Below are 25,155 nucleotides of genomic sequence, written 5' to 3' on the forward strand. Positions count from 1 at the left end.
TGCAACACATCTCCGAGTCGGTCGAGCTTGGCTTCTCGTTCCTCAGCAGCAAACAGGCTCTCTTTGATCTTCATGGCGGGGCTTCTTGCATGGGTTGAGAGGTAGCCATTATCTCAGCAGACAGGTTTTTCGAGGCGCCCTGGAATAGTCGGCAACGCCAGCAAAAGGCAGTTAACTCGGGGCACATCGCCGAAAGCATAGGGTGCTTCTTGCAGCTACAGGCACTCGCCCTCCCCCATTGCATTGGATAGTTTGCAGATCTAATTCGAATGAAATCGGCGTCGCCGGAAGCGACTCAGATCACTGACGAGACAAATCAACCCGGGGTAAGAAAGCTTTTCCCGAAGGACGGAGCCACCGGCTCCATCCCCCGGAAAAAAGACTGCGGAAACTACTCATGGAGACATCAAGGGATATTAGCCACAAGTCTCAAAAGAGATTGGGCGAAAGGGATGTTATTTCACCGTTTCCTTAAACCTGATGCTCTCTTCATCGACTTTTGCATAATTACTGATGCAGAAGCCAATCGAAAAAGCGAAAGAAGCCGCAAACAAACCAGTTAACAGGACTTCAACCCAAGTCATCGCAATCATCTGAACCTCCTTAGGATGGTTAGCCGGCACATCGGCGCCTACGATTCCATCATATATCAGCTCTTCTTGTTTACAATAACCCATATTATGTAAACATTGATTCTTTTTGAGAAACTATACCCCAGCCAAGTGCAAGACATTGATCTGAGTTCTGCAGCCAAGCTGAACGCTTGCCACGCCGGAGCAAGACAATGCGGGATTCGCAGAACGACTCGGGAAACTAATGTCCCGCGAGCAGGGGATATGGATTGATGGCTCCACCCCACGGAAGGTAGATACCATAGTGAAGATGACAAGGCGTAGTACGAGCGTTACCCGTATTGCCTACATAACCCAAAAGATCACCCGGCTGAACAATGTCTCCCGCCCGGATAGACGCTATACGCTCGAAATGAGCGTAGTAGTGAACATGACGACCGGGACCCAACGCCCAGACAACATTGCCGCCCAAGCGGTTCTGCCCCGTTCTCACAACAATCCCGCGCGTAGTCGAATAAACGGGCGTTCCCTTGGGGGCAAATATGTCGATTCCTTTATGCGTTCGACCGCCACCTCTGAGAGCTCCCCATGTATCTTGCAGATCGCGCGGTCTAACACCGGCAACGGGGACCGGTAGAGTGACCGGTGGCTTTTCGAACAGAAGCCGGACAACAAAAACGGAATCTCCCACAAAAGATCCCGAGATAAGCCCTAGAATCCCGAAAAGGAGTAAAACAACGATGACGCCTTTAAAGATGCTCAACACGCAACCCTAGCGAAATTTCGTGCAAGAAGGGCTTAGACCGATGGTGATGAATTCTTTTCAGGATTGTCTATCAACGGAACGGCGGGATAGGGCGAACCCTGCACCAGCAGCAAATTTAGGAGCTTGTCAGATTGTAGGGTGGAGACTTGACGCGATGTGCCGCAAGAATTGGAGGCCCGTATTTCGGCGCATCCCTGCGCCGCCGTGGATTGGGACCGACCTAACACGGTCAGTGAAAGCTGATCTAATGATCACCCGCACCACTGGTGGAACTGACTTGTTCCTCAGACGGATCTACGGTGCTCTTGCCGAGCCCGGAATAAGCCGGGCACCAGCGAAAACGGGCGGATGCCAGCAGGGCGCCGCCCAAGATCAACAACGGAATATTGGCCAAAAATACCGAAAGCAACGCCAGCCCAGCACCGACGCCGTAGCGGATTTTCTGGTCTTTAAGCCCGACGTTGAGCTCGCGTTTGGTCATTTTTTTTATATCGAAACTCATTGCAAACCTCCTCTTTCAAGAGATTGGGATTGTGCAAGCTTCATATCAATCGCGCAAGCCGATTCCGGTAAAATAGCACCATGGATATTACCTCGATTATCGATCCCCTAAATCCGGCTCAGCGCGAGGCGGTCACCTCACCTTCTCCCGCCCTTTTAGTATTGGCCGGTGCCGGCAGCGGCAAGACCCGCGTACTCGTGCATCGCATCGCCTGGCTGATGCAGGTGGAAGGCACTTCGCCCCATGGCATCCTGGCGGTCACCTTCACCAACAAAGCGGCGAGCGAAATGCGCGGCCGTATCGAAGGTCTGCTGAACATTTCCGCTCAAAGCCTGTGGGTGGGCACTTTCCACGGCCTCGCGCACCGGTTACTGCGCCGCCACGCGAAGGAAGCCAGGCTGCCTGACGCATTTCAGATCCTCGACTCCGACGACCAGCATCGCCTCATTCGGCGCCTGCTCAAGACTCTCGATCTGGACGAGGCCCGCTGGCCGCCGCGTCAAGCGCAGTGGTTTATCAACGCACACAAAGAAGAAGGACGCCGAGCCCGTCATCTGCCGGAGTCCTACGATCCATTCCAAAAGCAGATGCAGCGCATCTATCTGGCTTACGAGGAAATCTGCGAGCGGTCGGGCCTGGTGGATTTTGCCGAATTGCTGCTGCGCGCCCACGAGTTCCTGCGCGACACCCCGGAGGTACTGGATCACTATCAGCGTCGTTTCCATCACGTGCTGGTCGATGAGTTCCAGGATACCAACCGGATTCAGTACGCCTGGCTGCGGCTCCTCACCCGCGAGCGCGAGAACTTGTTCGTGGTGGGCGATGACGACCAGTCCATCTACAGCTGGCGCGGCGCGAAAGTAGAGAACCTCCATAAATTCCAACAGGATTATCCAACGCATCGAGTGATTCGCCTTGAGCAAAACTACCGATCCACCAGCAATATTTTGAATGCCGCGAATGCCCTCATTGCCAATAATGAAGGCAGACTCGGAAAGACCTTATGGACGGACGGTGGAATCGGCGAGCCCATTTCGGTGTACGCCGCCTTCAACGAACAGGAAGAGGCTTACTTCGTGGCGGAGCGGATCAAGCAATGGGCCCAGGAAGGCAATGCCCGCCGCGATGCGGCCATTCTCTATCGCTCCAATGCTCAGTCCCGCCAGTTCGAAGAAAAATTGCTGGCCATGGGAATACCGTATCGGGTCTACGGCGGACTCCGCTTCTTCGAGCGAGCAGAAATCAAAGATGCTCTCGCTTATCTCCGTCTGATCGCCAACCGCCATGACGATTCGTCTTTCGAGCGCGTGGTCAATACGCCAGTGCGTGGCATCGGCGCCAAAACGCTCGACCTGATTCGCGACCTGGCCCGCTCGGAGCGCTGCTCCCTCTGGCAGGCGGCGGAGGCGCTTTGCCGCGACGCCGCGCTTCCCACCCGGGCCAGAACACCATTAGCCGGCTTTCTGCAATTGATCGAGGCTATCACTCAGGCGACGGCCGAGCTTCCGCTCTGGGAACAGGTGCAGCACGTTATTTCCACATCCGGTCTCCGCGCCCATTACGAAAAGGAAAAAGGCGAACAAGCCGAAGCGCGGCTCGAGAACTTGGATGAATTGGTCAACGCCGCCCGCCAGTTTGAGTACGAACCACAACTGGACATGGAGATTCCGAAGCTCGACCAGTTTCTGTCCCACGCCGCACTGGAGGCTGGCGAGAATCAGGGCGACAATTTCGAGGACTGCGTGCAGCTCATGACCCTGCATTCGGCCAAAGGGCTGGAGTTCGAGCTGGTATTTATTGTCGGGCTCGAGGAAGGACTGTTCCCTAGCCTGCAATCGCTGGAAGAGCCGGGACGCCTGGAAGAAGAGCGCCGCCTTTGCTACGTCGGCATCACCCGCGCAAAACGCAAGCTTTATCTTACCTACGCCGAAACCCGCCGCTTGTACGGCAAAGAAACCTATCCCCGGCCCTCACGATTCTTACGGGAGATTCCGTCCGAGCATCTTCAGGAAGTACGAATGCGTGGAAGCATCGGCCGGCCGATGACCTCCTCCCAATCCGCATCAAGCGGGGCGGAAAATACCTCGGTTTTCAGACTGGGACAGCGTGTGCGCCATGCGAAATTCGGGGAGGGGGTTGTCCTTCAGTATGAAGGCGAAGGCAGTCAAGCCAGGGTTCAGGTGAATTTTGCCGAATCCGGCATCAAATGGTTGATGCTCGCCTATGCCAATTTGCAGCGGCCTTGAGAAAGGCCGCATTAAAGTGCGACTTATCGTCGATAAAATATCCCGGCGAGTGACCGTTTTTTCGAGAAGCTGTCGATCAAGCCTTTTTCTTCTCTTCCATCATCCGTTCGAGAATCGGCCGGAAAATGATTTCCATGGCGAGCCCCATCTTGCCGCCCGGCACGACGATGGAGTTGTAGCGGGACATGAACGAGTCTTTGATCATCGGCAAGAGATTCTGGAAGTCGACGTTGAATTTGCGCGGATTCTTGAAGCGGATGATCACAAGACTCTCGTCCGGCGTCGGAATGTCCCGGGCGATGAAGGGATTTGAGGTATCGACCAGAGGAACCCGCTGGAAATTGATATCCGTCTGCGAGAACTGGGGAGTGATGACCTTCACGTAATCGTACATGCGGCGCAGAATCGTATCGGTCACGTCCTCCGGCTTATAGCCGCGCTCGGCGGTATCCCGGTGAATTTTCTGAATCCATTCCAGATTGACGATGGGAACCACGCCAACCAGGAGATCGGCATATTTCGGAATGTTCACGGTCTCATTCTTAACCGCGCCGTGCAGACCTTCATAGAACAACAAATCGGTTCCGTCGGGGATATCGGCCCAAGGCGTAAAGGTCCCCGGCTTGTACCCACCCAGATTCTGACCTTCCTCTTCGTTGTGGATGTAATAACGGCGCCTGCCGGTGCCGGTTTCGCTGTACTGCCGGAACAGCCCCTCCAACTCCTCAAGTAGATTCGCCTCGACGGCGAAGTGGCTGAAATGCCGGCCTTCCGCTTGAGCCTTGGCGATATGGCCGCGCATTTCGACACGGTCATAACGGTGAAAACTGTCGCCCTCGACCACCGCCGGCTTGATCTCGAGCCGGAAAAACAGATGTTCGAACGCCTGCTTAACAGTGGTCGTGCCCGCGCCGGATGAACCGGTGATGGCAATGACGGGGTGTTTCTTAGACATGAGACCTCCTCCTCTTTTGTTATTCTAACCGCACAGGCATACCTGTGGGCTGCGATGCCTGCCGGGATTTACGATAAAGCGGCTAAGGCGCCACGCGGCATCCAACCGATGCAACCCATATCGACGAGTGATCTCATCGCGAATCACCCCTCAGGAAAAGCCCTGATGACCTGCGTAATCGTTTCCAGCGATAATTGTGGAAAACCCTATCCACAACTCTATACCGTCGTTTACCGAATCTTAAAATAAATTTAAGACGCCGACTTTCCGGGTCGTTGAAGACCGGATACCTGCTTGAAGATCTTGCATAAGAAGAAGTAGCAAGCACATACTTTAAAGATAAACAATTCTTTATAACTCGCGATTGGCGCGAAACCATGAACATTACGCTTCGGCAATTAAAAGTTTTTGAACGGGTTGCACGGCGCCTGAGCTTCACCCGCGCGGCGGAGGAGCTTTATCTTACCCAGCCTGCCGTTTCGATGCAGATCAAGCAGTTCGAGGACGTCGTCGGTTTGCCCCTGTTCGAAAGGCTGGGCAAGAAAATTTACCTAACCCGAGCCGGGGAGGAATTATACCGACTCAGCCGCACCATCTCACTGCAACTGGAAGAGGCCGAACAACTGGTCGAGGAACTGAAAGGCACGGAAGGCGGACGTTTGGCCGTGTCGGTCGCCAGCACGGTGCATTATTTCGCCATTCGCCTTTTGGCCGACTTTTGCCAACGCTATCCCAAGGTAAAGGTCAGTTTCAAAGTCACCAATCGTAAAGGACTGCTGCAACAACTGGACGACAACGAGACAGACATCGTACTGATGGGCCAACCGCCTGAGGATCAGGACCTAGCGGCGCAGGCCTTCATGGACAACCCCTTGGTCATTATCGCCCCGGCAAATCATCCTTTGGCGGGCAAAAAAGGCATCTCCCTGAACGAAGTCAGTCATGAAACCTTTCTCATGCGGGAACAAGGTTCCGGCACCCGCAATTCCGTCGAGCGCTTCTTGTCGGAAAAAGGCGTGCAAATTTCCGCCAGCATGGAAATGAATACCAATGGTGCCATCAAGCAAGGCGTTGAAGAAGGACTCGGCCTCGGCATCGTTTCGATACATACCGTGGAGCGCGAACTGAAAGACCGCCGGGTGGTCGTTCTGGACGCGGAGTCATTTCCCATCATGCGCCAATGGTACATCGTGCACCGGGCCGGCAAGCGTCTGTCGGCAGTGGCCCGGGAGTTCGAGGAATTCGTTCGCAACGAAGCCGACCGCTTCGTCAAAAGCGACATCATCAAAACCGCCCTGGGCGGTTAGCGGGTTTCTGTCTTACTGACTCGGCTTAAAGGCAAAGTCAGCTGGACATTATCGATCAGGCGGGCCTTGCCCAACCAGGCCGCTGCCAGTACGACGAGATGGGAATCTGTCTGTCCCGCCGCGGCCAAATCGGATTGACGCCGGACGCTGAAATAATCGGGGCGAAAGCCGGCCGCCTGCAATGTTTCGATTTGCTGCCGTTCAATTCGCTGGAAATCTTTCTCGCCATGGCAAATAGCCTCTGCCGCACGGCAAAGACAGCGATACAAGGTAGCCGCCTGCTCCTTTTGCTCGGTCGTGAGATAAGCATTTCTAGAGCTCATCGCCAAACCACTGGGTTCTCTGACGGTCGCAACCGAATGAACGCGCACGGGAAAATCGAGATCGGCGACCATGCGGCGGATAACCATCAACTGCTGGTAATCCTTCTCACCGAACAACGCGACATCCGGCTGTACCAGATTGAAGAGCTTGCAGACGATAGTGGAAACGCCCCGGAAATGTCCGGGTCTGAATCGACCGCAGAGCGCATCGGACACATCCGGCACCTCAACGAACGTCGCCGCTCTAGAGCCCGCCGGGTACAACTCGGCCACCGAGGGGGTAAATAAGAGATCGGTCCCTATGCCGCTAAGCTTTTCGGCATCCTCGTCAGGCGTTCGCGGATAGGCATCGAAATCCTCGCCCGGAGAGAACTGCGCGGGGTTGACGAAGACGCTTACGACCACCCGATCAGCCAGTTGCTTCGCCTCGTGGACAAGGTGCAGATGCCCCGCGTGCAAATTTCCCATGGTCGGCACGAAAGCTACGGAAAGACCTTTCGAACGCCACTCCCGTACGGTTTGGCGTAAAGCGGCTATGGGTTCAATGATGAGCATGGCGAGCCCCGGTTATCCGCCTGGAGAACCGTTAAAAACTATGTTCCGATGCCGGAAATCGGCCCGCTTTTACATCGTCCGCGTAATTGCGAATAGCCGACGGTATATCCCCAACGCCTTGAAGAAAGTTTCTGGAGAATTTGGGACGCTTGCCCGGAGTAATGCCGAGCATGTCGTACAACACGAGAATCTGGCCGTCACAGTCAGGGCCCGCACCTATGCCTATCGTGGGGATATCGAGAGCGGCCGTGATCTCGCCGGCCAGTGTCGCCGGCACGCATTCGAGCACCAAAAGACCGGCGCCCGCTTCTTGAAGAATCATGGCGTCCTCCAGGATTGTTTGTGCGGCTCGTTCGTCTTTCCCTTGAACCAGGTAGCCGCCTATCTGGTGGACGGATTGAGGGAGCAGCCCCAAATGACCGCATACCGGAATATCCTGATCCACTAAAGCACGGACGATTTCGACCCGCTTCCGCCCGCCCTCGATCTTCACCATGCACGCTCCGGCACGGATCAGACGGGCCGCGCTGTCTATCGCCCGTGCAGGGCAGGAATAACTGACGAACGGCATATCGGCCGCCAATACGGCGCGGCGAATCCCCCGCGCCACGGACCGGGTGTGGTAGACCATGTCGTCCAAGGTCGTCGGCAATGTCGTCTGCTGCCCCTGCACGACCATTCCCAAGGAATCGCCAACCAAAACCAGATCGACACCGGCGTCGTCCACAATGCGGGCAAAACTGGCGTCATAAGCGGTCAGAGCCACGATTTTTTCGTTTCGCCGCTTCATCGCCGCCAGACCCGGAACAGTCAATACCTTAACCGCATCAAGCATGCTCGATCACCTCCAAGCCCCGTTGCGGGCATTTCCGAACCAGATCGGCCAATAGGCCTTTGCCGGGAATATCGAGATCCGGGGCGATCTCCCCAAGCGGATACAAGACAAATTCGCGGTCGGCGATTCCCGGATGAGGTACGGTCAGCACTTCGCTCACTATCCTTTCGCGCCCGTATAGCAACAGGTCCAGATCTAGCGTCCGGGCACCCCAGCGCTCACCCTTGCGCACTCGCCCGTGGGCCGTCTCTATGGCCTGAAGTTCGCGCAGCAACTCCAGGGGTCTTAATGTGGTTTCGACCGACATCACGGCATTGACATAATCGGGCTGATCGGCCGGCCCCAAGGGCGTGCTGCGATAAAGACTCGAAAAAGCCAACTCGCGGATACCCGCTACGTTATTGATAGCCAAACGCGCCGACTTGATCGCTTCAATGGGATCGCCCAAGTTGGCACCCAGACCTATATAAGCCGCCACTTTATCCAATCGCTCGGAATAATCAGACGGAAACATCGGTAGGAGGTTCAGCACGAACCTTGCGTTTACGCGACCGGGATCTGCCGGAACGGCGTCGGCCGGGACTCGTCATGCCTTTCCGCTCGGCTTCGCCAGCCTGTTGGAATCGAGTCCACCAGTCGGCAAGCGACGGCTCGGCCTCTCCGGTCTCGGCCCGGAGCAACAAGAAATCGTAAGCCGCACGAAAACGCGGGTGGGTTAATAAGCGAAACGGCCGCACACCGACAATACGTTCAAAGCGCGGCTGCAAGGCCCAAACCTCCCGTGCGGGCAGACTGGCAGTGCGCGGAAAAGCGGTGTGGCGAACTTGGTTGGAGATCACCTCGCCGGCGGCTTCCTGATAGGCCAGAATATCGCTCTCCCCGGCCTTGATTCGGGCCTGCGCGCGTGCTCTAACCGGCTCCCATAGCAGGGCTGCGAACAGAAAATACGGCGCCACCGGTTTGCCATCCTGTACTCTTTGATCGGTACGCTCCAAGGCTTTGGCAAGGAAGGTCAGCGGAAATCCCTGTTGCTCCCTGGCCAAACACTGCTCCGTCTCGGGAAACAGCGAGGCGAACAAACGATAGTGCCTGAGCTGTTCAAAAGTCTGTACGGCATATCCGGACAAGAACAGCTTGAGAACTTCTTCATAGAGGCGTGCCGGCGGAATTTCCTGGAGCAGGCTCGAAAACCGGTTAATCGGGTCGGCGCAACTGGGATGAATGGTAAAGCCGAGCTTGACAGCGAACCGTATCGCCCGCAGCATTCGTACCGGATCCTCCCGATACCGCTGCTCCGGATCGCCAATCAGTCTCAGCATGCCGGCCTTGTGATCCTCCATGCCACCGACATAATCCACCACGGAAAAATCATTGATGTTGTAGTACAACGCATTGACCGTGAAATCCCGGCGGAATGCATCTTCTTCGATTGTTCCGTATACGTTGTCCCTAAGGATGCGGCCGTTCTCGACAACGCGCCCGCCGTGGCTCTCCTCGCCTGCCAGCCCGCGAAAGGTCGCCACTTCGATAATCTCCTCGCCGAAATGCACATGGGCGAGGCGAAAACGCCGGCCGATCAAACGGCAGTTGCGGAAAATCGCTCTGATCTCTTCGGGATGCGCACTGGTTACCACGTCGAAATCTTTCGGCTCACGCCCTAAAAGCAAATCGCGCACGCAGCCACCGACCAAACAAGCCTGATACCCGGACTTCTTCAAGCGATACAGCACCTTTAGCGCGTTATCGCTGATCATCGAGCGGGAAATCATGTGTTCAGATCGCGGATAAATCCTTACGCTCACCGCTGCTTCCGGCTTAGGCTGCGGTAATTTGAACAACTTTTTGACGAAGTTGAAGATTGGCAGAGGAGTATCTTATTTATCAGACCTTAAAGAAGGCGGAATGTTACCTTAGCTGACGGGCGCACTCAATGAGCTACCCCATCGATCCACTTCAGTATGGCGAAAATAAAGATCGGACCCGATCATTGACACCGGTCTGTTGGATAATTACGGATACAAGCGAGTAGCGTCGACTCTAAGAAAAAGGCCACTTGCGCCGGACACACTGAGGAATAGTGCTCATGATCGAGAACTGGTTCAGTCACATGAATGCGTTCATCCTCTCTCATCCGCACTGGATCGCGAAGCTGGATTTTCTATTGCGGCTAAAGTGCGGGCTTCTAGCAGTTTTGATGGTTTTTTTTCTGTATCTCATCTACAAAGATCGGAGCAAGCCCGCCATTAAACCCAGGAAACCGCCATATCATTTTCTCGCTTGATTTGCCCATACCCTTGCGGCCGCAGCATATAGAGTCGGCAGTCATAAGCGAGACTTCCTCGTTCCATTCTCAGAAAATCTTTTTCTGGTTCGGAGAAAACCCGGTTAGCGGCATGTTATGAGCAAATCCGGATTAACGATTGGCCTTTATGTCTTGCTCGTAATCGCTGCGCCTTTGGCGGGCGCTTACTTTGCTGGCCACCCGCTTTGGTCCTATCTCGAATTTCCGCCAAAGTCCCCTCCGCGATCGGGTATGGCGCCTTTTTCGTGGCTTGTATTTATCGTCGCAGCGGGGCTCATCGCACTTTGCATAGCGCCATTCGTCGTGCGTATTGCCAAAGCCGGAAGATCTCACGCTCTGACGCAAAGCTCTGCGCCGCAACGCTTCCCATCCTTTGGATGGATCGGATGCGCGTTAACTATTGGTGCATGGATTCTGGCGTGGAATCGATTCGAATGGTTCCGGCATTTTCAGGAATTTACTTTTACGCCGCTATGGATCGGCTACATCCTGACCGTGAACGCCTTGTGTTACCGACGCTCCGGCCGATGTCTTTTACTCGATCGCCCCGGGTTTTTACTGGTGCTGTTTCCGCTCAGCGCTTTGTTTTGGTGGAGCTTCGAATATCTCAATGGCTTCGTGGGCAACTGGCGTTATCTCGGAATCAGCGAGCCGAGCCCCTGGGCGTACGCCGTCAATAGCACCTTGGCCTTCTCGACTGTGCTTCCGGCCATTGCCAGCACGGTGGAATTTCTGGAGACATTTCCTCGACTGTACCAAGGCCTTGACTGCTTTCACCGGCCTTGGCCGTCCGCCCGACAAGTTCTGGGCGGCATCGGTTTTGTTGCCGGAGTGTTGGGATTGGCCTTGATCGGAATGTTTCCGGGCCAGCTTTATCCTGTCATTTGGCTCGCTCCGATATTCATTATTAGCGGTCTACAAACGCGGATTTGGAACCGTAGCCTATTATCAACCGCACTCGCTACCGGAGATTGGCGCAAGCCATGGCTATATGCGTTAGCCGGGCTGGTCTGTGGCTTCTACTGGGAGCTTTGGAATTACCTGAGCCTGGCTCATTGGGAATACCAAATCGCCTACGTTGGCCGATTCAAGCTGTTCGAAATGCCCATCCTCGGCTATTCCGGATATCTGCCCTTCGGCATACTTTGCGCCGCCTTTGCCGACTGTTTAAATTCGGAAACGCTGTCTACCACAGCGAAAAATCGTTATGATGGGAGCTTCGATCACCCCGACAGCAAGGGTTTCTCATGCAAGTCTCACCCCGCAAAGTAGTCCATATCCACTACACCCTCACCAACGACGATGGCGACATCCTCGACAGCTCGAAGGATCAAGACCCTCTGGCCTATATTCATGGCATGGGCAACATCATTCCCGGGTTGGAGAATGCACTGACCGGCCGAACCTTGGGCGATAAGCTCCGGGTCACCGTTCCGCCGGAAGACGCCTATGGCTTGCGAGACGATGATCTTATTCAGTCGGTACCGAAAACGGCCTTTGAAGAGGGACAAGAGATACTGCCGGGCATGCAATTCCACGCACAATCGCCGGAAGGTCTTCAGCTGCTTACGGTAATCGGCGTGGACGACGAAGAGGTGATTCTGGATGGCAATCACCCGATGGCCGGCCTCACCTTGAATTTTGAGGTCGAAATCACGGAAATCCGCGACGCCACACCCGACGAACTGGATCACGGTCACGTGCATGGCCCAGGCGGACATCATCACGGCTGATTGACGGACTGAGGCGGCTATCTCTTTGCCAGGTAGCCGCCTGTTACCCTATTGCTTTGCCAAATGCGCCCACAAATCGTGGTCGTCGGCGTCTTCGAAAACCACGTCTACCAGTTCGCCGACCTTTAGATGGGTCGCTCCATCAATAAATACTTGGCCATCGATTTCGGGAGCATCGGCCCGGCTGCGAGCGACGGCTCCTTCATCCACGACCTCATCGACTAAAACAGTCTCCCGCTGTCCGATCCTGGACTGCAGCCGGTTGGCGCTGATTTGAGCCTGAACCTCCATGAATCGCGCGAGACGTTCTTCTTTCACGGCTTCCGGCACCGGATCGGACAATTCGTTGGCAGCCGCCCCCTTGACGGGCGAATAGGCAAAACAACCAACTCGATCGAGCTGGGCTTCTTCCAGAAACTCCAGCAGTTGTTCGAAATCCGCCTCGGTCTCCCCCGGAAAACCGACGATAAACGTGCTCCGAAGCGTGATGTTCGGACAGACCTTCCGCCACTCGGCGATCCGGGCCAAGGTGTTTTCCGCAGCCGCCGGACGCTTCATCAGCTTCAGGATTCGAGAGCTGGCGTGCTGAAAGGGAATGTCCAGATACGGCAGGATTTTCCCCTCGGCCATGAGCGGCATCACTTCGTCCACATGAGGATAGGGATAGACGTAGTGCATGCGGACCCAAATCCCAAGCTCCCCCAGCGCCCTGGCCAAATCATAGAAGCGGGTTTTCAGCGGGCGGCCGCCCCAGAAACCGGTCCGGTACTTCAAATCGACGCCGTAAGCGCTGGTGTCTTGCGAAACGACGAGCAGTTCCTTGACTCCGGCCGAAACCAGACGCTCCGCCTCGATCATCACTTCCCCGATCGGGCGGCTGACCAGATCGCCGCGCATGCTCGGGATAATGCAGAACGTGCAGCGATGATTGCAGCCTTCGGAAATCTTCAGGTAAGCATAATGGTGTGGCGTTAGCTTGATGCCCTCCGGCGGCACCAGATCGACAAAAGGATCGTGAAGCGGCGGTAAATGCTCGTGTACCGCCTCGACAACCTCTTCATAGGCATGAGCGCCGGTAATCTTCAGCACTTGAGGGTGACGGGCGCGAATTTCACTCTCGCGAACGCCCAAGCAGCCCGTAACGACGACTTTGCCGTTCTCCTTCAGAGCCTCGCCTATGGCATCCAGCGACTCCTCGACGGCAGCGTCGATGAATCCGCAGGTGTTAACGACGACAAGGTCGGCATCTTTATACGTCGGAACGAGACTGTAACCTTCCGCACGCAACTTGGTCAGAATGCGCTCACTATCTACCAGCGCCTTGGGACAGCCAAGGCTGACAAAACCGATACGAGGTGTTTTCATGAAGAAATATTCGAGGGAGGAACGAAGGATATTGGGACCATTTTACCCCAGCGGAGGTTTCCGATTCTAAGGACTCTCCGCGATAAACACCGCCCGCACTGGCGCAGGCAGCCCCTCGACGGTCAATTCCGGATTAACCGGATCTAGAAAATCAGGCAGAGACTGAAAACGCATCCAGTCCGTGGAGCGCTGTTCGTTGGTCGTGGTCCTTGTTACATCAACAACCCGGCCATTCCGGTAACCACATCGCTTCAGCCACGACAATAAGGTGGGGCAAGATGGAATGAACCACACATTGCGCATCCGAGCATAACGATCTTCGGGCACCAGGGTTCGCCCCGATTCGCCTTCGATGACTAATGTTTCGAGCACCAATTCGCCACCGGATCTGAGACAGCCCTTGAGCTCCAAGAGATGATCGAACGGCGAACGGCGGTGGTATAGCACTCCCATCGAGAAAACGGTATCGAAGGCACGGAGATTCGGCAGAATATCCTCGATACCCAGCGGAAGCACATAAACCGGAAAATCGCCGGCAAAATGCTTGACCGCCAGAAACTGCGCGACGCTCAGTAGAGTTGGATCAATACCGATTACTAACCCGGCTCCGCATCCGATCATCCGCCAGGCGTGATAGCCGTTCCCGCAGCCCACGTCCAACACCGTTCTGCCGTCGAGCGGCTGAATATGATTTTCCAGCCGGTGCCATTTGAGATTGGAGCGCCATTCGGTATCGATATGAATACCATGAATGGTATACGGCCCCTTCCGCCAAGGGTGAAGCCGGCGCAGTAGCGTCTCGATTCGGCCCCGTTCGTCTTCGCCGCATCCTCCGCCAATGAGAATGCTATCGGCGTCCAAATCAACTTCGGACGCTTTGATTCCAGGCAGGCTATCGAGCGTTGCCTGCCAAACCGGCCAGTCTCCATGCCGCTCGGAACCAAAGGCCGCCCCTAATTGAGTCGGCAAACGCTGCAGCCAGGGGCGTAATTCCGGTCGTCGAGACTCTGAAAACAGGCCCGAATAATCCGGCAACCTCAAGTTGTGGTTCGGCATTTTGGCCAATGGGTTGTGGCGCATTTATCTGAACTCATACATCATTGCTCCAGATTGCTCGGCGTGGCGCTATGGCTTTTTCAGGAGGGTAAAATCGCCGACTCTGCGTGCTACAATCCCGCAGTCATTCCACACGAAAAAACGCTGCAAAGCGCGCTCGAAACACGATTAATACAGCACCCGGGGCATTCCCATCCACAATCGACTTTTAGGGGAAAATCGCCGCATGAATACACCCGACATCTTACAAGTTAAAGCTTATCTTCAAGACCTCCAAGACAGAATCTGTCTCGCTCTGGAGAACGAGGAACCGGAGGCGCAGTTCCTAGAAGACCTTTGGCAATACAACGGCGGCGGCGGTGGTGGAAGAACGCGCGTATTAAGCGGCGGAAGCACCTTCGAGCAAGGCGGCGTCAATTTCTCCCACGTTTTCGGCCAGAACCTGCCACCGTCCGCCACGGCTCATCGGCCGGAACTCGCTGGCCGGACATTTCAGGCTATCGGCGTATCCCTGGTGATTCACCCCCTGAATCCATACGTACCGACCTCCCACGCCAATGTCCGCTTTTTCCTCGCGGAGAAGGAAAACGAACCGCCCGTATGGTGGTTTGGCGGCGGCTTCGATCTCACACCCTACTATCCGTTCGAGGAAGACGCGATTTATTGGCATACCGTCGCCCGCGATGCCTGCCTCCGTTTCGGCGAAGACGTTTATCCCAGGTTCAAACGTTGGTGCGATGAATATTTCTTCCTCAAGCACCGCAACGAAACCCGAGGCGTCGGAGGGCTATTTTTCGACGATATCAATGAGTGGGGATTTGATCGTTGCTTTGAATTTTTGCGTAGCGTCGGGGACCACTACATAAAGGCTTATGTACCGATCGTCCAAAAACGGAAAGATATGGCCTACGGCGAACGGGAGCGCGACTTCCAACTCTATCGCCGTGGACGATACGTTGAATTTAATCTGGTTTATGACCGAGGAACTTTGTTCGGGCTTCAGTCTGGAGGCAGAACAGAATCTATTCTGATGTCTCTGCCTCCCGTTGCCCATTGGCGCTACAACTGGAAGCCGCAGGAAGGTAGCGCCGAAGACAATCTTTACAAGAACTACCTGAAACCCAGGGAGTGGTTATGAGCCTTTATTGCCGCCGTCTGGCCCCCCAATGGGTTCCCTCATGGCGGTGGCGTTGCGCTCGGCAAGATGAGTAATCAACTGATCGAGGGAACCCGTGCGGGCAACTTCGTCAGTGAAACTGGATCGGTAGTTCTGTAGCAGGCTGATACCCTCGATCAATACGTCATACACTTTCCAGTCGTTCTTGGTAAACACCATCCTGTAGTTGACCGCTACGGGTTGAGATCCGGCTTGGAGGATTTCGGTACGGACTATTACCTTTTTATCCTCGGGCTTCATCTGCAATGGCAGATAACGAATCTTCCAATTGGCGTATTCGGTAAAGGCGGTGGTATATGTGCGCACGAGAAGCATTCGGAATTCCTTTTTAAAACGCTCCTTTTGCTCAGGCGTCGCAGTTTTCCAATACTTTCCCAAAATCAACATCGATACACGGTCAAAATCAACGTGCGGCTCGATAATACCGTCAACCAACTGAGTGGCTTTCTTGAAATCTTTCTTGTATTCCGGCTTTTGCAGGGTGGTCTGCAGCTCGTCGGCACTGTGCTGGATGACCTGCTGCGGAGCGAGCAATCCTTCCTCTGCCCATGCTGTCGCCCAAAAGAAGCTTAACAGCAATGACAACGCACCGGCCCAACTCGTCAGACCGAAGGAAGATTTGGTAAATTTCATTTATATAAACTCCTGCTGACTTCTTTTAGTATTTTTATCATAACTCGGCGGCATTCACTAAACTACCAAGATCCCTTGTATCGCACGCAATAAACCGGCCACCATGTCGTTAAATAATAGCACTTCTTACCCCAACATTCGCTTGCGCCGAATGAGACGGAACGAATTCAGCCGACGCTTAATGCGGGAAGCGCGGCTTTCCACCGACGATCTGATTTATCCACTTTTTGTCTTAGAAGGCGAAGATCGACGGGAACCGGTCGCCTCCATGCCCGGCGTCGAGCGACTGAGTATCGATTTGCTCTTGCACGAGAGCGAAAACGCCTTCCGGTTGGGCATTCCCGCCATCGCTCTTTTTCCCGTAACGTCGCCCAACAGAAAAACTGACGATGCGCGTGAAGCTTACAATCCCGAAGGGCTGGTGCAACGAACCGTACGCGCTTTGAAGCGGCGACTACCGGAACTGGGAGTCATCACCGACGTCGCCCTTGATCCTTTCACGACCCATGGCCAAGACGGGTTGGTTGATCACCAAGGCTACGTGGTCAATGATGAGACCATCGAAGTGCTCGTCAAACAAGCGCTGTCTCATGCGGAAGCCGGCGCGGACGTCGTGGCCCCCTCGGACATGATGGACGGACGCATCGGCGCCATCCGCGGCGCATTGGAGAAAAAAGGATTCGTCCACACGCGGATTCTCGCCTATTCCGCCAAATACGCTTCGGCCTTCTACGGGCCTTTCCGGGACGCCGTCGGCTCGGCAGCTAACTTAGGAGGCGGTGATAAATACAGTTACCAGATGGATCCGGCCAATTCGGATGAAGCCTTGCGGGAGGTTGAGCTCGATTTAGCGGAAGGCGCCGACATGGTCATGGTTAAACCGGGTTTGCCCTATCTCGACATTATCCGCCGGGTCAAAGACCGTTTCGGCGTCCCGACGTTCGCCTACCAAGTAAGCGGGGAGTACGCCATGCTCAAAGCAGCCGCACAAAACGGCTGGCTTGATGAACGCAAAACCGTGCTCGAATCTTTGCTGGCGCTCAAACGAGCGGGATCGGATGCAATCCTGACCTATTATGCCAAGGCCGTTGCCGAATGGCTCCGCGAAGAAACAACAAAATAGATAATAGGTGGGACCTGAACCGCGCGACGACCGAGGACAGCTCTCCGACCAAAGTTGCCCTCTCTTACACTTTCTACCAACGCTCATATATGCAGCCACCAGATCGCTATGCCGTCTTCGGCCATCCTATCGGCCACAGCAAATCGCCTCGTATCCACGCCTTGTTTGCAGAACAGACCGGAGAACAGCTGAGCTATACCGCACAAGACGTTCCACCGGAAACATTCGAAACTTGCGTGCGGGATTTTTTTGCTCAAGGCGGGAAAGGCTTGAATTGCACCGTCCCCCTCAAGGAACTCGCCTGGAGAATCGCCGACTACAGAAGCGAGCGCGCGGAACATAGTAAAGCCGTCAATACCTTAGCCTTACGTCCGGATGGAATGATTTATGGGGACAATACCGATGGCATCGGCTTGATACGGGACCTTACGGTCAATCTCAAGCTCTCTTTGAACAACCGCCGCATTCTTCTGCTAGGTGCGGGCGGCGCAAGCCGTGGAATTATTGGACCGCTGCTCGAACAGCGCCCTTCACACCTGACAATCGCCAACCGCACCCCCGAAAAAGCCGCCCAGCTTGCCGAGGAATTTTGCGATCTCGGCCCGATTAGCGGCTGCGGATTTTTCGACCTGGGCACGGAATCCTTCGATCTCATTCTGAATGCTACTGCCGCGAGCCTAGCCGGCGAGCTTCCGAACCTTCCGAAGAATATCCTGCGACCCCGAGGATGCTGCTACGACCTCGCCTATGGCATGGAACCCACGCCATTTGTCCGATGGGGAGAAGAAGCGGGAGCGGATATCAGCGTTGACGGCATCGGCATGCTGGTCGAACAAGCGGCCGAAGCGTTTTTTATTTGGCGGGGGATGCGGCCGGAGACGCGCCCCGTGATCGATGTGCTGAATCGGGAGCGCCGCGGCTCCCGCTAAGCGCCAGATGCCCCCGCATCGCTCAGGTACTGATTTTTCAAACGCACGTAGCCGTCCTTCGAAAAACTTAGATATTCCAATTCGGCCTCCTTGAGCGGACGTGCCTGTCTTGCCGGCGACCCCACGTAAAGAAAGCCGCTTTCCAAGTGCTTGCCGGGCGGCACCAAGGCGCCCGCACCGATCATCACGCGATCCTCCACGACGGCGCCATCCATCACCACAGCGCCGATACCAATCAGGCATAGATCGCCAACGGTGCAACCGTGCAGCACGACCCGATGCCCCACGGTTACGCCTTGCCCGATAATCAAGGCATTCCCCTCCTCGTTGTACCGGCTTCTCTGAGTGACGTGCAGCACGCAGCCATCCTGAATGTTGGTTTCGTCGCCTATCTCGATGCGATGCACGTCGCCTCTCGCAACCGTCATCGGCCAAATCGAAACATCGCTCCCCAAAGTCACGTCACCGATTACCAAGGCGGTATCGGCAATATATACTCCCGCTCCGAATTTCGGCTCGACGCCGTTATAAATCTGAATCGTCACGTTACGACACTCTCATTTATCAAACGACTTGCCGGACCCGCCGCTATACTTCTCCCAAATCTGCTATTCAACTTCAGGAGCAAGAGGAGAGATTATGAGCGTAGGCGGTTTCATTCTGATCGGCACGATCCTATTCGTGATCGTGTATGCCGTCTTGATTTACAACCGGCTGGTTAATTTGAAGCATGATACCGCAAAAGCCTGGTCCAACATCGACGTGCTGCTCAAACAGCGTCACGACGAATTGCCGAAACTCGTTGAAACCTGCAAGCAGTACATGCAACACGAGCGGGAGACGCTGGAAAAGGTCATGCAGGCTCGCGCCGGAATTTCGGCGGCGCGGGAGTCCTCGAACCTCCATGCCCTCGGCGTTGCGGAAAGCCAGCTCCGGCAAGGTTTGATGCAGCTCTTCGCGGTAGCGGAAGCGTATCCCGACCTAAAGGCGGACGAATCCTTCCGGACATTGGAATCCCGCATTACCGGGCTCGAAAACGCCATTGCCGACCGCCGCGAGTTCTATAACGAGAGTGTCAACAACAACAACGTCCGCCTGGAAGAGTTTCCGGACGTGGTCATTGCCCGGCTCTTCGGGTTCAAACCGTTCGAACTGCTGGAGTTCTCCGAGGAAGAAAAACGCGACGTGGACCTGAAGGCGCTGTTCGGCTGAGGCGAAAGCCGTGCTCTTTCGCGACATCGCCCTTCAATCGTCTCCGCAACACTTTTGGCTGGCGATAGGTTTTACCGGCCTAGTTGGAGCGGCCTGCTTCTATCTCGCCTTTCGCTGGCTGCATCGTGCACGCCTAATCGCCGACACGCCCACCGCCAAGGTCCGCTCGGCCGCCCAAGGCTATGTCGAACTCGAAGGTCGAGCTCAACTGATGGACGGCGAACCGATCCACGCTCCCCTGAGCGGCGCACGTTGCGTCTGGTACAGCTATAAGGTCGAGAAGCAAGAAACCGATTTTGAAGATGGCCGCAGCACAACCCGGTGGCAAACAATCGAGAGTGGAGTGAGCGAAGCCATTTTCCACCTGGAAGACGACACCGGGCGGTGCATCGTCGACCCCGGGGGCGCGGAGGTCACGCCTTCCATTCGAGTTAAATGGCGCGGTCAGCTAGCGCGTCCCGGATATGCTCCCCAGCAAACCGGCTTTTGGAATTCGCTATTCTCTTCCGGCCCGTATCGGTATACGGAATACCGCATTCAGCCAAACGACCCGCTTTATGTCATCGGGCAGTTTGTGTCTCTCGGCGCCGACAGCGTTACCCTCCATACCGAGGTACGCGATCTTTTGAGCCGATGGAAGCAAAACCGCTCCGAGCTTATTAAGCGCTTCGATACGGATGGCAACAGCGAAATCGACGCAGAGGAATGGGAACTGGCCCGGCAGCACGCCGAACGCGAAGTCATGGCGTCCTGGCGCGAGAAAACGAGACAAACCGAGTTTCATCTGATGAAAAATCCGGATTATGGCCGCCCTTATCTGCTATCGGTCATCCCACAGGAGAAATTGACCGAGCGATATCGCCGTAATGCCTGGATTGCGGTGATGGGCTTCCTAATCGCGGGCAGTTCAACGACCTGGGCATTACATTTGCGGCTTGGCTCCATTCTCTAGACGTCCACTGAACCATTCGCTAGATCGGATGGAACTTCGGCCAGCGAGAAACGCGTGATCGAAGGGTTTGTCTCAAGCAACTCTTCCAAGCGGTACCACTGCCGCACCCGTTCTCCGGTAATCTGCAATACGGTTCCCGGCTCGATCCCGTCTGAAGAAACCAATAGCTCCGGAGCTTTCCGCAAAATCGGATTGAGCGGCAAAAGCAGGCCCATCCCCTTCGGAGTTAAGGAATCATCCGCCAAGTCCACGACTTCGGCAGTCGGTGCCAGCAACTCCACACCGAACTTCAAAAGGCCATAATCGTAGATTAACCAACGCATGACGCCGACATGCGGCATTCCCCTATTCACGGATACGCCGACCAACTCTCCGGTCTTGGCTTTGGATATCTGGTCTTGCAGCCAGATAATGCAATACCCGCGAGAACTCGAGTTAACGATGTCGCCTTTCAAGCCCGATTCAAGCTCTGAACTATCGACCTGACCAATCGTCTGTCCTCCCCAGATTTGATCGCGCGAAACATGGAATTGGTCGTCATCGAGCAGGCTATTGATCGCAGATTCGTTTCGATCGGCGCGGCCCTCGACTGTATTCAACATCGCGCCTTCGTTGGTCGTCAGCTCGCATTGAGGAATCCCCAACCACTCGGCTTGCTGAACCTTGAAAACAGGCAAACCGGGCTGACTGCCTTCACGTAGAACCGAAGGCGCGGACAAAACGCGAATCAACCCCGGCAAGCCTATAATTACCGAGCATTCGCCATCCTCCACCGAACGCCTTGATCTCCGGTGGTCCATGGCCCCAAAGGTATTCCCCAACCGCATGAGCAACACCTTATCGATGGCGCCCTTTGCTCCAGCCAAAGTGAATTTCTTCGCCTCTTTCTGTAACGCAGATGCCAACTGGAAAGTAGACAGTGACCTTAAATTCGGTTGCGGCACACCCTCGTGAGCACGGCAGCGAAAGGGCGGCCGGTCAGTAGCAAAATCGACACAAAATGCGCCGTTACGCACGGGTTCTCGGCTCCAATCCGCTTGCTCGGCAGCTTTGCCCAGCAAGCTAAAAATGCGCTGCATATCTCTTTGCCGGAAGCGATGGACGTCGGCGAGGGCAAACAACAAAATACGTTTGAATTGGCCGAGAGGCGTCTTACAAGCATCCGGTTCATCCGCATCCTCAATCCGCATCGACTGAAGTCCTCGCCCCTCGGCTTCAAGGTATAAGCGATATAACTCCGACCAAAAACTCTCGCCGGAAAATTCATAAAGCTGCGCGGAATTCAGCAAGATCCGCCCGGAATGCTGGAAAAAACGATAAAGGCCGAAACCTAGAGCATCGCTGGTCCGATTGGCATGAAGCAGGAAATCGGAGACCGACAATCGATAAGCCGCCGCAAGCCCTTGATAAAGCTGCAAGCTGAAAATGGCATGTACCCTAGGGCCGGGAAGATACGGCAAGGGCGCGTCAACAAAATGGGATTGGTTGCGTTCGGCCAGCATCAGGGCACAGGGCCTGATCAGCTCAGCCAGCTCGAACCTGATCGTTCCCGGAAGATCGGGCCTGGCGTTGAACGCTTCCAATGCCGCCATTACCGCATCGGAACAGTACTCCAGATTTGCCAGCGGAAGCTCCGCCAACCAAACGTTAACCGACGAAGGAGTGGGAGCGGGAAGCGTCATTTGAATCTCCGGAGCACAGCAGAAACACTATGCGAGAGGAATAGTTTTTTATTTTTTTTAAAATGAATTATCGATACGGTGTTAATTGCAGAATAACAACCGCCGATTAAGTGTAGCCCCGGATTTGACGCTTATACGGATCTGAAGAAGTTCTCGAACATCAAACGGTCTCCCGAGCGGCTTTGATCCAGGCGAAGTCGCACAGGCGCCTCAGCCGAGTGGGATCGTCCACCAGGGTATTCCAGGCGGTGGCCACCGCATCGTCGAGCGCAGTTTGATCGGCATAGACTCGGTTGCTCAAGTGCCGCTGACGCAGTTCATGCCAGAGGCCCCCGGCCGGGTTGAGTTCGGGGGAGCGCACGGGCAGGGGCAACAACGTCAGGTTGTGCGGCACCCTCAGCGCTGGGGCCATGTGCCAGCCGGCCCGATCGAGCACCAAGACGGCGTGCACACGGGCGGCGAGCTGCCGGCTCAAGTCGTCCAACTGCACCTGGATCGCCGCCGTGTTCGCCACCGGCATGAGCCAGGCGTTGGTCTCGCCAGTAGCCGGACACACGGCGCCAAAGAGATACACGTAGCGGTACTCAGTTTGCCGGGGCCGGCAGGGGCGGCTGCCTTGGTCGGCCCACCCCCGGCTTAAAGTGCCCTGTTGGCCAAAGCGCGCTTCATCCTGAAACCATAGTTGCACGTGACACTAGGGATGGGCGCGCTGCACGTCCGCCAGTTGGGTCGGCAGATTTTTTGATAAATGCGGCCTGCGTGTCGGGGTCACTGTCGGGGTGCTTGGGCCGGGGCACGAGGTTCGATTGCTTGAGCCGGTGCAAGAGCCGGTACACCCGGCCAACGAATACTTGGCCTCGAACTCGTCTTTCAGCAGACGGCGGAGGTCCTCTCCTCGATAAGCCGACAGCCCCGCCTCGGGCGGCGGGCCGGCGTGCAGGCGGGCCAGAAAAGCCGCCTCTTGTTCGTGCGGCAGGTGCGTCGGGCGGCCCGAGCGTGGCCGATCCGCAAGCCCCGCCAGTCCCACGGCATTGTAGCGCCGTACCCAGCCATACAACTGTGTGCGGCCCAAGGCAAACAGACCAGCCGTCTCGTCGATGCGGTGGCCGGCTACTAAATGGCGGATGGCCAGGATCCGGCAGCGCACTCGGGCGTTCGGTTCGCGGCGTGCCGCAGCAGCCAGTTGCGCGGCGGACAGCCACTGGGAAACGGTGCTAGTCGAACTCATCCTGATCACTCCCAGGTCAACTAGAGATCTTAAGCGTACGCCTGTCCGGGAATTATTTCAGTTCCGTATTAGACGTCAGCCGAGAAAAAAGACGGAGATTATGATTCCCGAGGAAGGGATTTACGGGAGATTGACAAACCAGCCAAGCGCTTTCAGACGGGCCGGACGTGCGCCTTATCAAGCGCGCATGACACAAAAAGAATCGTCGAGAATCGTAACCGGCTTAACCGGCCTTTTCACCGCGGCCCGCTTTTTCTTCTAACCCTGAGAGACCGAATCGTCTCTGCAATTCGGCCAGCACCTGATCCGGGCTCAAACCCTGGTGAGCCAGCAACACCAAGCTATGAAACCACAAGTCCGCCACTTCGTAGATGATTTTGTCCGGATTTCCGTCCTTGGCGGCCATCACCGTTTCGGTGGCTTCTTCGCCGATTTTCTTCAAGATAGCATCGAGTCCCTTGGCATAAAGACTTGCCACATAGGATTGTTGCGGATCCTGGGATTTCCGTTCTTCGAGCACCCTGGCCAACTCTCTCAACACGTCCATATCAGCGCTTGTACATCGCTTCCGGAGATTTCAGGACGGGTTCCACCGTTTCCCAGGAACCATCCCGCAACACCCGATAAAAACAGTGGTGGCGACCGGTATGACAGGCGATGCCGCCGATCTGCTCGACCTTGAGCAAAATCACGTCCGCGTCGCAATCCAGGCGCATTTCCAGCACTTTCTGCCGATGTCCGGATTCCTCACCCTTCTGCCAAAGCCGGTTCCGGGAACGCGACCAGTACACTGCATAGCCTTCCGCGGCGGTAAGCTGCAAAGCTTCCCGGTTCATCCAGGCGAACATGAGAACCTGTCCCGTGGCTGCTTCCTGAGCGATTACGGGCACGAGCCCGTCCGACGTCCAACTGATTTCATCGAGCCATGCGGACGCTGTCACAGCCGAACCTCGATACCCTGAGCCGCCAAGTGCTCCTTGGCTTCACGAATGGCGTATTCGGCGAAGTGGAATATGCTGGCCGCCAAGACCGCGTCAGCTTTGCCCTGCAAAATCCCGTCGGCCAGGTGCTGCAAATTGCCGACACCGCCCGAGGCGATCACCGGTACCGATACGGCTTCGCTGATTGCCCGAGTCAGTTCCAGATCAAAACCCTGTTTGGTGCCGTCCCGGTCCATACTGGTCAAAAGGATTTCGCCGGCCCCGTAAGCTACCATGCGGCAAGCCCATTCGATGGCATCGAGGCCGGTCGGCTTGCGTCCCCCATGGGTAAAGATCTCCCATCGCTTGGGATTTTCGGACACCTGCTTGGCATCGAGGGCGACAACGATGCATTGGGACCCGAAGCGCTCCGCCGCTTCGCGCACGAATTCGGGCCGGGCGACCGCGGCGCTGTTGATGCTGACCTTGTCGGCACCGGCATTCAGCATGCGCCGGATATCGTCCAGCGTACGGATACCGCCGCCCACGGTAAGCGGGATAAAAATCTCGCCCGCCACCTGCTCCACGACGTGCACCATCGTGTCGCGATTGTCCGAACTGGCGGTGATATCGAGAAACGTAAGTTCATCCGCCCCTTCCCGGTCGTAGCGCCTAGCGATCTCGACGGGATCTCCCGCATCTTTGATATCGACAAAGCGGACGCCCTTGACCACGCGTCCGTTGTCCACATCCAGGCAGGGAATAATGCGCTTGGCAAGCAT

General features: G+C 55.7%; 27 protein-coding genes and 1 pseudogene. 9 read left to right on the forward strand and 19 right to left on the reverse strand.

Features of this window, described 5'->3' with window-relative positions; genetic code table 11:
- Window positions 1–455: 455 nt before the first annotated feature.
- From VEB01_RS14440 to VEB01_RS14450, 3 genes are all read right to left on the reverse strand, one after another.
- Window positions 456–593 carry a hypothetical protein gene (locus VEB01_RS14440; protein WP_324876595.1) on the reverse strand — a complete coding sequence of 46 codons (138 nt, stop codon included), beginning with the start codon at window positions 591–593 and terminating at the stop codon, window positions 456–458.
- A 220-nt stretch (window positions 594–813) separates the two neighbouring features.
- Window positions 814–1,338 (reverse strand): M23 family metallopeptidase, encoded by a 525-nt coding sequence (locus VEB01_RS14445; RefSeq protein WP_324876597.1) that lies wholly within the window; start codon window positions 1,336–1,338, stop codon window positions 814–816.
- A 244-nt stretch (window positions 1,339–1,582) separates the two neighbouring features.
- Window positions 1,583–1,840 carry a YgaP family membrane protein gene (locus tag VEB01_RS14450; RefSeq protein ID WP_324876599.1) on the reverse strand — a complete coding sequence of 86 codons (258 nt, stop codon included), beginning with the start codon at window positions 1,838–1,840 and terminating at the stop codon, window positions 1,583–1,585.
- Window positions 1,841–1,920: 80 nt separating this feature from the next.
- Here VEB01_RS14450 and uvrD point away from each other — a divergent pair, with 80 nt between their 5' ends.
- A complete protein-coding gene (uvrD, locus tag VEB01_RS14455; RefSeq protein WP_324876601.1) occupies window positions 1,921–4,086 on the forward strand; it encodes a DNA helicase II in 2,166 nt (721 codons plus the stop codon).
- 76 nt (window positions 4,087–4,162) lie between these two features.
- On the opposite strand, the gene VEB01_RS14460 is transcribed toward uvrD, so the two are convergent.
- Complete coding sequence (locus VEB01_RS14460; protein WP_324876603.1) at window positions 4,163–5,041, reverse strand: phosphoribulokinase; 879 nt, start codon at window positions 5,039–5,041, stop codon at window positions 4,163–4,165.
- A 377-nt stretch (window positions 5,042–5,418) separates the two neighbouring features.
- Here VEB01_RS14460 and VEB01_RS14465 point away from each other — a divergent pair, with 377 nt between their 5' ends.
- Window positions 5,419–6,348 carry a LysR family transcriptional regulator gene (locus VEB01_RS14465; RefSeq protein ID WP_324876605.1) on the forward strand — a complete coding sequence of 310 codons (930 nt, stop codon included), beginning with the start codon at window positions 5,419–5,421 and terminating at the stop codon, window positions 6,346–6,348.
- On the opposite strand, the gene panC is transcribed toward VEB01_RS14465, so the two are convergent.
- Genes panC through pcnB form a run of 4 tightly spaced genes read right to left on the reverse strand, consistent with a single transcriptional unit; the run spans window position 6,345 to window position 9,863 of the window.
- Window positions 6,345–7,226: a pantoate--beta-alanine ligase gene (gene panC, locus VEB01_RS14470; RefSeq protein ID WP_324876606.1), complete on the reverse strand. Its 882-nt coding sequence runs from the start codon at window positions 7,224–7,226 to the stop codon at window positions 6,345–6,347. The two genes, VEB01_RS14465 and panC, sit on opposite strands and share 4 nt — an antisense overlap.
- A 31-nt stretch (window positions 7,227–7,257) precedes the next feature.
- Window positions 7,258–8,061, reverse strand: a complete 804-nt coding sequence (gene panB / locus VEB01_RS14475; RefSeq protein WP_324876607.1) for a 3-methyl-2-oxobutanoate hydroxymethyltransferase — start codon at window positions 8,059–8,061, stop codon at window positions 7,258–7,260.
- Window positions 8,054–8,575, reverse strand: a complete 522-nt coding sequence (gene folK / locus VEB01_RS14480) for a 2-amino-4-hydroxy-6-hydroxymethyldihydropteridine diphosphokinase (protein ID WP_324876665.1) — start codon at window positions 8,573–8,575, stop codon at window positions 8,054–8,056. The genes panB and folK overlap by 8 nt, the downstream gene beginning before the upstream one ends.
- Complete coding sequence (gene pcnB, locus VEB01_RS14485; protein ID WP_414675486.1) at window positions 8,562–9,863, reverse strand: polynucleotide adenylyltransferase PcnB; 1,302 nt, start codon at window positions 9,861–9,863, stop codon at window positions 8,562–8,564. The genes folK and pcnB overlap by 14 nt, the downstream gene beginning before the upstream one ends.
- A gap of 731 nt (window positions 9,864–10,594) precedes the next feature.
- Here pcnB and VEB01_RS14490 point away from each other — a divergent pair.
- Complete coding sequence (locus VEB01_RS14490) at window positions 10,595–11,635, forward strand: hypothetical protein (protein ID WP_324876609.1); 1,041 nt, start codon at window positions 10,595–10,597, stop codon at window positions 11,633–11,635.
- Window positions 11,611–12,096, forward strand: a complete 486-nt coding sequence (locus VEB01_RS14495; RefSeq protein WP_324876611.1) for an FKBP-type peptidyl-prolyl cis-trans isomerase — start codon at window positions 11,611–11,613, stop codon at window positions 12,094–12,096. Before VEB01_RS14490 ends, VEB01_RS14495 begins: the two co-directional genes overlap by 25 nt.
- Window positions 12,097–12,144: 48 nt before the next feature.
- Here VEB01_RS14495 and rimO read toward each other — a convergent pair whose 3' ends face one another.
- Together rimO and cmoB are read right to left on the reverse strand one after the other, a co-directional pair.
- A complete protein-coding gene (rimO, locus tag VEB01_RS14500) occupies window positions 12,145–13,461 on the reverse strand; it encodes a 30S ribosomal protein S12 methylthiotransferase RimO (protein WP_324876613.1) in 1,317 nt (438 codons plus the stop codon).
- A gap of 66 nt (window positions 13,462–13,527) precedes the next feature.
- A complete protein-coding gene (gene cmoB / locus VEB01_RS14505; protein WP_414675488.1) occupies window positions 13,528–14,517 on the reverse strand; it encodes a tRNA 5-methoxyuridine(34)/uridine 5-oxyacetic acid(34) synthase CmoB in 990 nt (329 codons plus the stop codon).
- A gap of 226 nt (window positions 14,518–14,743) precedes the next feature.
- On the opposite strand from cmoB, the gene hemF reads away from it, so the two are divergent.
- The gene (gene hemF, locus VEB01_RS14510) at window positions 14,744–15,655 is read left to right on the forward strand and encodes an oxygen-dependent coproporphyrinogen oxidase (RefSeq protein ID WP_324876617.1); all 912 of its coding nucleotides are present in this window, start codon (window positions 14,744–14,746) and stop codon (window positions 15,653–15,655) included.
- Here the strand turns inward: hemF and VEB01_RS14515 are convergent.
- Complete coding sequence (locus VEB01_RS14515) at window positions 15,650–16,327, reverse strand: MlaC/ttg2D family ABC transporter substrate-binding protein (RefSeq protein WP_324876619.1); 678 nt, start codon at window positions 16,325–16,327, stop codon at window positions 15,650–15,652. The genes hemF and VEB01_RS14515 overlap by 6 nt on opposite strands.
- Before the next feature lie 103 nt (window positions 16,328–16,430).
- On the opposite strand from VEB01_RS14515, the gene hemB reads away from it, so the two are divergent.
- Together hemB and aroE are read left to right on the forward strand one after the other, a co-directional pair.
- Window positions 16,431–17,450 (forward strand): porphobilinogen synthase, encoded by a 1,020-nt coding sequence (gene hemB, locus VEB01_RS14520; RefSeq protein ID WP_324876621.1) that lies wholly within the window; start codon window positions 16,431–16,433, stop codon window positions 17,448–17,450.
- A gap of 89 nt (window positions 17,451–17,539) precedes the next feature.
- A complete protein-coding gene (gene aroE, locus VEB01_RS14525; protein WP_324876623.1) occupies window positions 17,540–18,379 on the forward strand; it encodes a shikimate dehydrogenase in 840 nt (279 codons plus the stop codon).
- On the opposite strand, the gene VEB01_RS14530 is transcribed toward aroE, so the two are convergent.
- A complete protein-coding gene (locus VEB01_RS14530) occupies window positions 18,376–18,924 on the reverse strand; it encodes a gamma carbonic anhydrase family protein (RefSeq protein ID WP_324876625.1) in 549 nt (182 codons plus the stop codon). The genes aroE and VEB01_RS14530 overlap by 4 nt on opposite strands.
- Window positions 18,925–19,018: 94 nt before the next feature.
- Between VEB01_RS14530 and VEB01_RS14535 the strand changes: the two genes are divergently transcribed.
- Window positions 19,019–19,591 carry a LemA family protein gene (locus VEB01_RS14535; RefSeq protein WP_324876627.1) on the forward strand — a complete coding sequence of 191 codons (573 nt, stop codon included), beginning with the start codon at window positions 19,019–19,021 and terminating at the stop codon, window positions 19,589–19,591.
- Between the two features lie 10 nt (window positions 19,592–19,601).
- A complete protein-coding gene (locus tag VEB01_RS14540) occupies window positions 19,602–20,543 on the forward strand; it encodes a GIDE domain-containing protein (protein ID WP_324876629.1) in 942 nt (313 codons plus the stop codon).
- Here the strand turns inward: VEB01_RS14540 and VEB01_RS14545 are convergent.
- The 7 genes and pseudogenes from VEB01_RS14545 to hisF form a co-directional block, all read right to left on the reverse strand.
- Entirely contained in the window at window positions 20,540–22,225 is a 1,686-nt protein-coding gene (locus VEB01_RS14545) for a hypothetical protein (protein WP_324876631.1), read from the reverse strand. The genes VEB01_RS14540 and VEB01_RS14545 overlap by 4 nt on opposite strands.
- Window positions 22,226–22,385: 160 nt before the next feature.
- Window positions 22,386–22,913 carry an IS630 family transposase gene (locus tag VEB01_RS14550; protein ID WP_324876633.1) on the reverse strand — a complete coding sequence of 176 codons (528 nt, stop codon included), beginning with the start codon at window positions 22,911–22,913 and terminating at the stop codon, window positions 22,386–22,388.
- Complete coding sequence (locus tag VEB01_RS23130; RefSeq protein WP_414675487.1) at window positions 22,891–23,061, reverse strand: helix-turn-helix domain-containing protein; 171 nt, start codon at window positions 23,059–23,061, stop codon at window positions 22,891–22,893. The genes VEB01_RS14550 and VEB01_RS23130 overlap by 23 nt, the downstream gene beginning before the upstream one ends.
- A gap of 20 nt (window positions 23,062–23,081) precedes the next feature.
- Window positions 23,082–23,453: pseudogene (locus tag VEB01_RS14555) on the reverse strand (helix-turn-helix domain-containing protein); the annotation flags it as partial.
- 223 nt (window positions 23,454–23,676) lie between these two features.
- Window positions 23,677–24,000: a phosphoribosyl-ATP diphosphatase gene (locus VEB01_RS14560; protein WP_324876637.1), complete on the reverse strand. Its 324-nt coding sequence runs from the start codon at window positions 23,998–24,000 to the stop codon at window positions 23,677–23,679.
- A gap of 1 nt (window position 24,001) precedes the next feature.
- Window positions 24,002–24,394, reverse strand: coding sequence for a phosphoribosyl-AMP cyclohydrolase (hisI, locus tag VEB01_RS14565; protein WP_324876638.1), 393 nt, complete (start codon window positions 24,392–24,394; stop codon window positions 24,002–24,004).
- Window positions 24,391–25,155, reverse strand: coding sequence for an imidazole glycerol phosphate synthase subunit HisF (gene hisF, locus VEB01_RS14570; RefSeq protein ID WP_324876640.1), 765 nt, complete (start codon window positions 25,153–25,155; stop codon window positions 24,391–24,393). Before hisF ends, hisI begins: the two co-directional genes overlap by 4 nt.

Origin of the sequence: Methylocaldum sp. (assembly GCF_035627495.1) — a bacterium.
Lineage (GTDB): Bacteria > Pseudomonadota > Gammaproteobacteria > Methylococcales > Methylococcaceae > Methylocaldum.

Coding starts and splice junctions, on each gene's coding strand:
- hemF (WP_324876617.1), top strand. CDS start 14,744: ATGAATACACCCGACATCTTACAAGTTAAAGCTTATCTTCAAGACCTC.
- VEB01_RS14490 (WP_324876609.1), top strand. CDS start 10,595: ATGGCGCCTTTTTCGTGGCTTGTATTTATCGTCGCAGCGGGGCTCATC.
- VEB01_RS14515 (WP_324876619.1), bottom strand. CDS start 16,327: ATGAAATTTACCAAATCTTCCTTCGGTCTGACGAGTTGGGCCGGTGCG.
- panB (WP_324876607.1), bottom strand. CDS start 8,061: ATGCTTGATGCGGTTAAGGTATTGACTGTTCCGGGTCTGGCGGCGATG.
- VEB01_RS14545 (WP_324876631.1), bottom strand. CDS start 22,225: ATGACGCTTCCCGCTCCCACTCCTTCGTCGGTTAACGTTTGGTTGGCG.
- cmoB (WP_414675488.1), bottom strand. CDS start 14,517: ATGCCGAACCACAACTTGAGGTTGCCGGATTATTCGGGCCTGTTTTCA.
- panC (WP_324876606.1), bottom strand. CDS start 7,226: ATGCTCATCATTGAACCCATAGCCGCTTTACGCCAAACCGTACGGGAG.
- aroE (WP_324876623.1), top strand. CDS start 17,540: ATGCAGCCACCAGATCGCTATGCCGTCTTCGGCCATCCTATCGGCCAC.
- VEB01_RS14495 (WP_324876611.1), top strand. CDS start 11,611: ATGCAAGTCTCACCCCGCAAAGTAGTCCATATCCACTACACCCTCACC.
- folK (WP_324876665.1), bottom strand. CDS start 8,575: ATGTTTCCGTCTGATTATTCCGAGCGATTGGATAAAGTGGCGGCTTAT.
- rimO (WP_324876613.1), bottom strand. CDS start 13,461: ATGAAAACACCTCGTATCGGTTTTGTCAGCCTTGGCTGTCCCAAGGCG.
- VEB01_RS14560 (WP_324876637.1), bottom strand. CDS start 24,000: ATGGACGTGTTGAGAGAGTTGGCCAGGGTGCTCGAAGAACGGAAATCC.
- VEB01_RS14535 (WP_324876627.1), top strand. CDS start 19,019: ATGAGCGTAGGCGGTTTCATTCTGATCGGCACGATCCTATTCGTGATC.
- uvrD (WP_324876601.1), top strand. CDS start 1,921: ATGGATATTACCTCGATTATCGATCCCCTAAATCCGGCTCAGCGCGAG.
- VEB01_RS14440 (WP_324876595.1), bottom strand. CDS start 593: ATGATTGCGATGACTTGGGTTGAAGTCCTGTTAACTGGTTTGTTTGCG.
- VEB01_RS14460 (WP_324876603.1), bottom strand. CDS start 5,041: ATGTCTAAGAAACACCCCGTCATTGCCATCACCGGTTCATCCGGCGCG.
- VEB01_RS14465 (WP_324876605.1), top strand. CDS start 5,419: ATGAACATTACGCTTCGGCAATTAAAAGTTTTTGAACGGGTTGCACGG.
- hisF (WP_324876640.1), bottom strand. CDS start 25,155: ATGCTTGCCAAGCGCATTATTCCCTGCCTGGATGTGGACAACGGACGC.
- hemB (WP_324876621.1), top strand. CDS start 16,431: ATGTCGTTAAATAATAGCACTTCTTACCCCAACATTCGCTTGCGCCGA.
- VEB01_RS14450 (WP_324876599.1), bottom strand. CDS start 1,840: ATGAGTTTCGATATAAAAAAAATGACCAAACGCGAGCTCAACGTCGGG.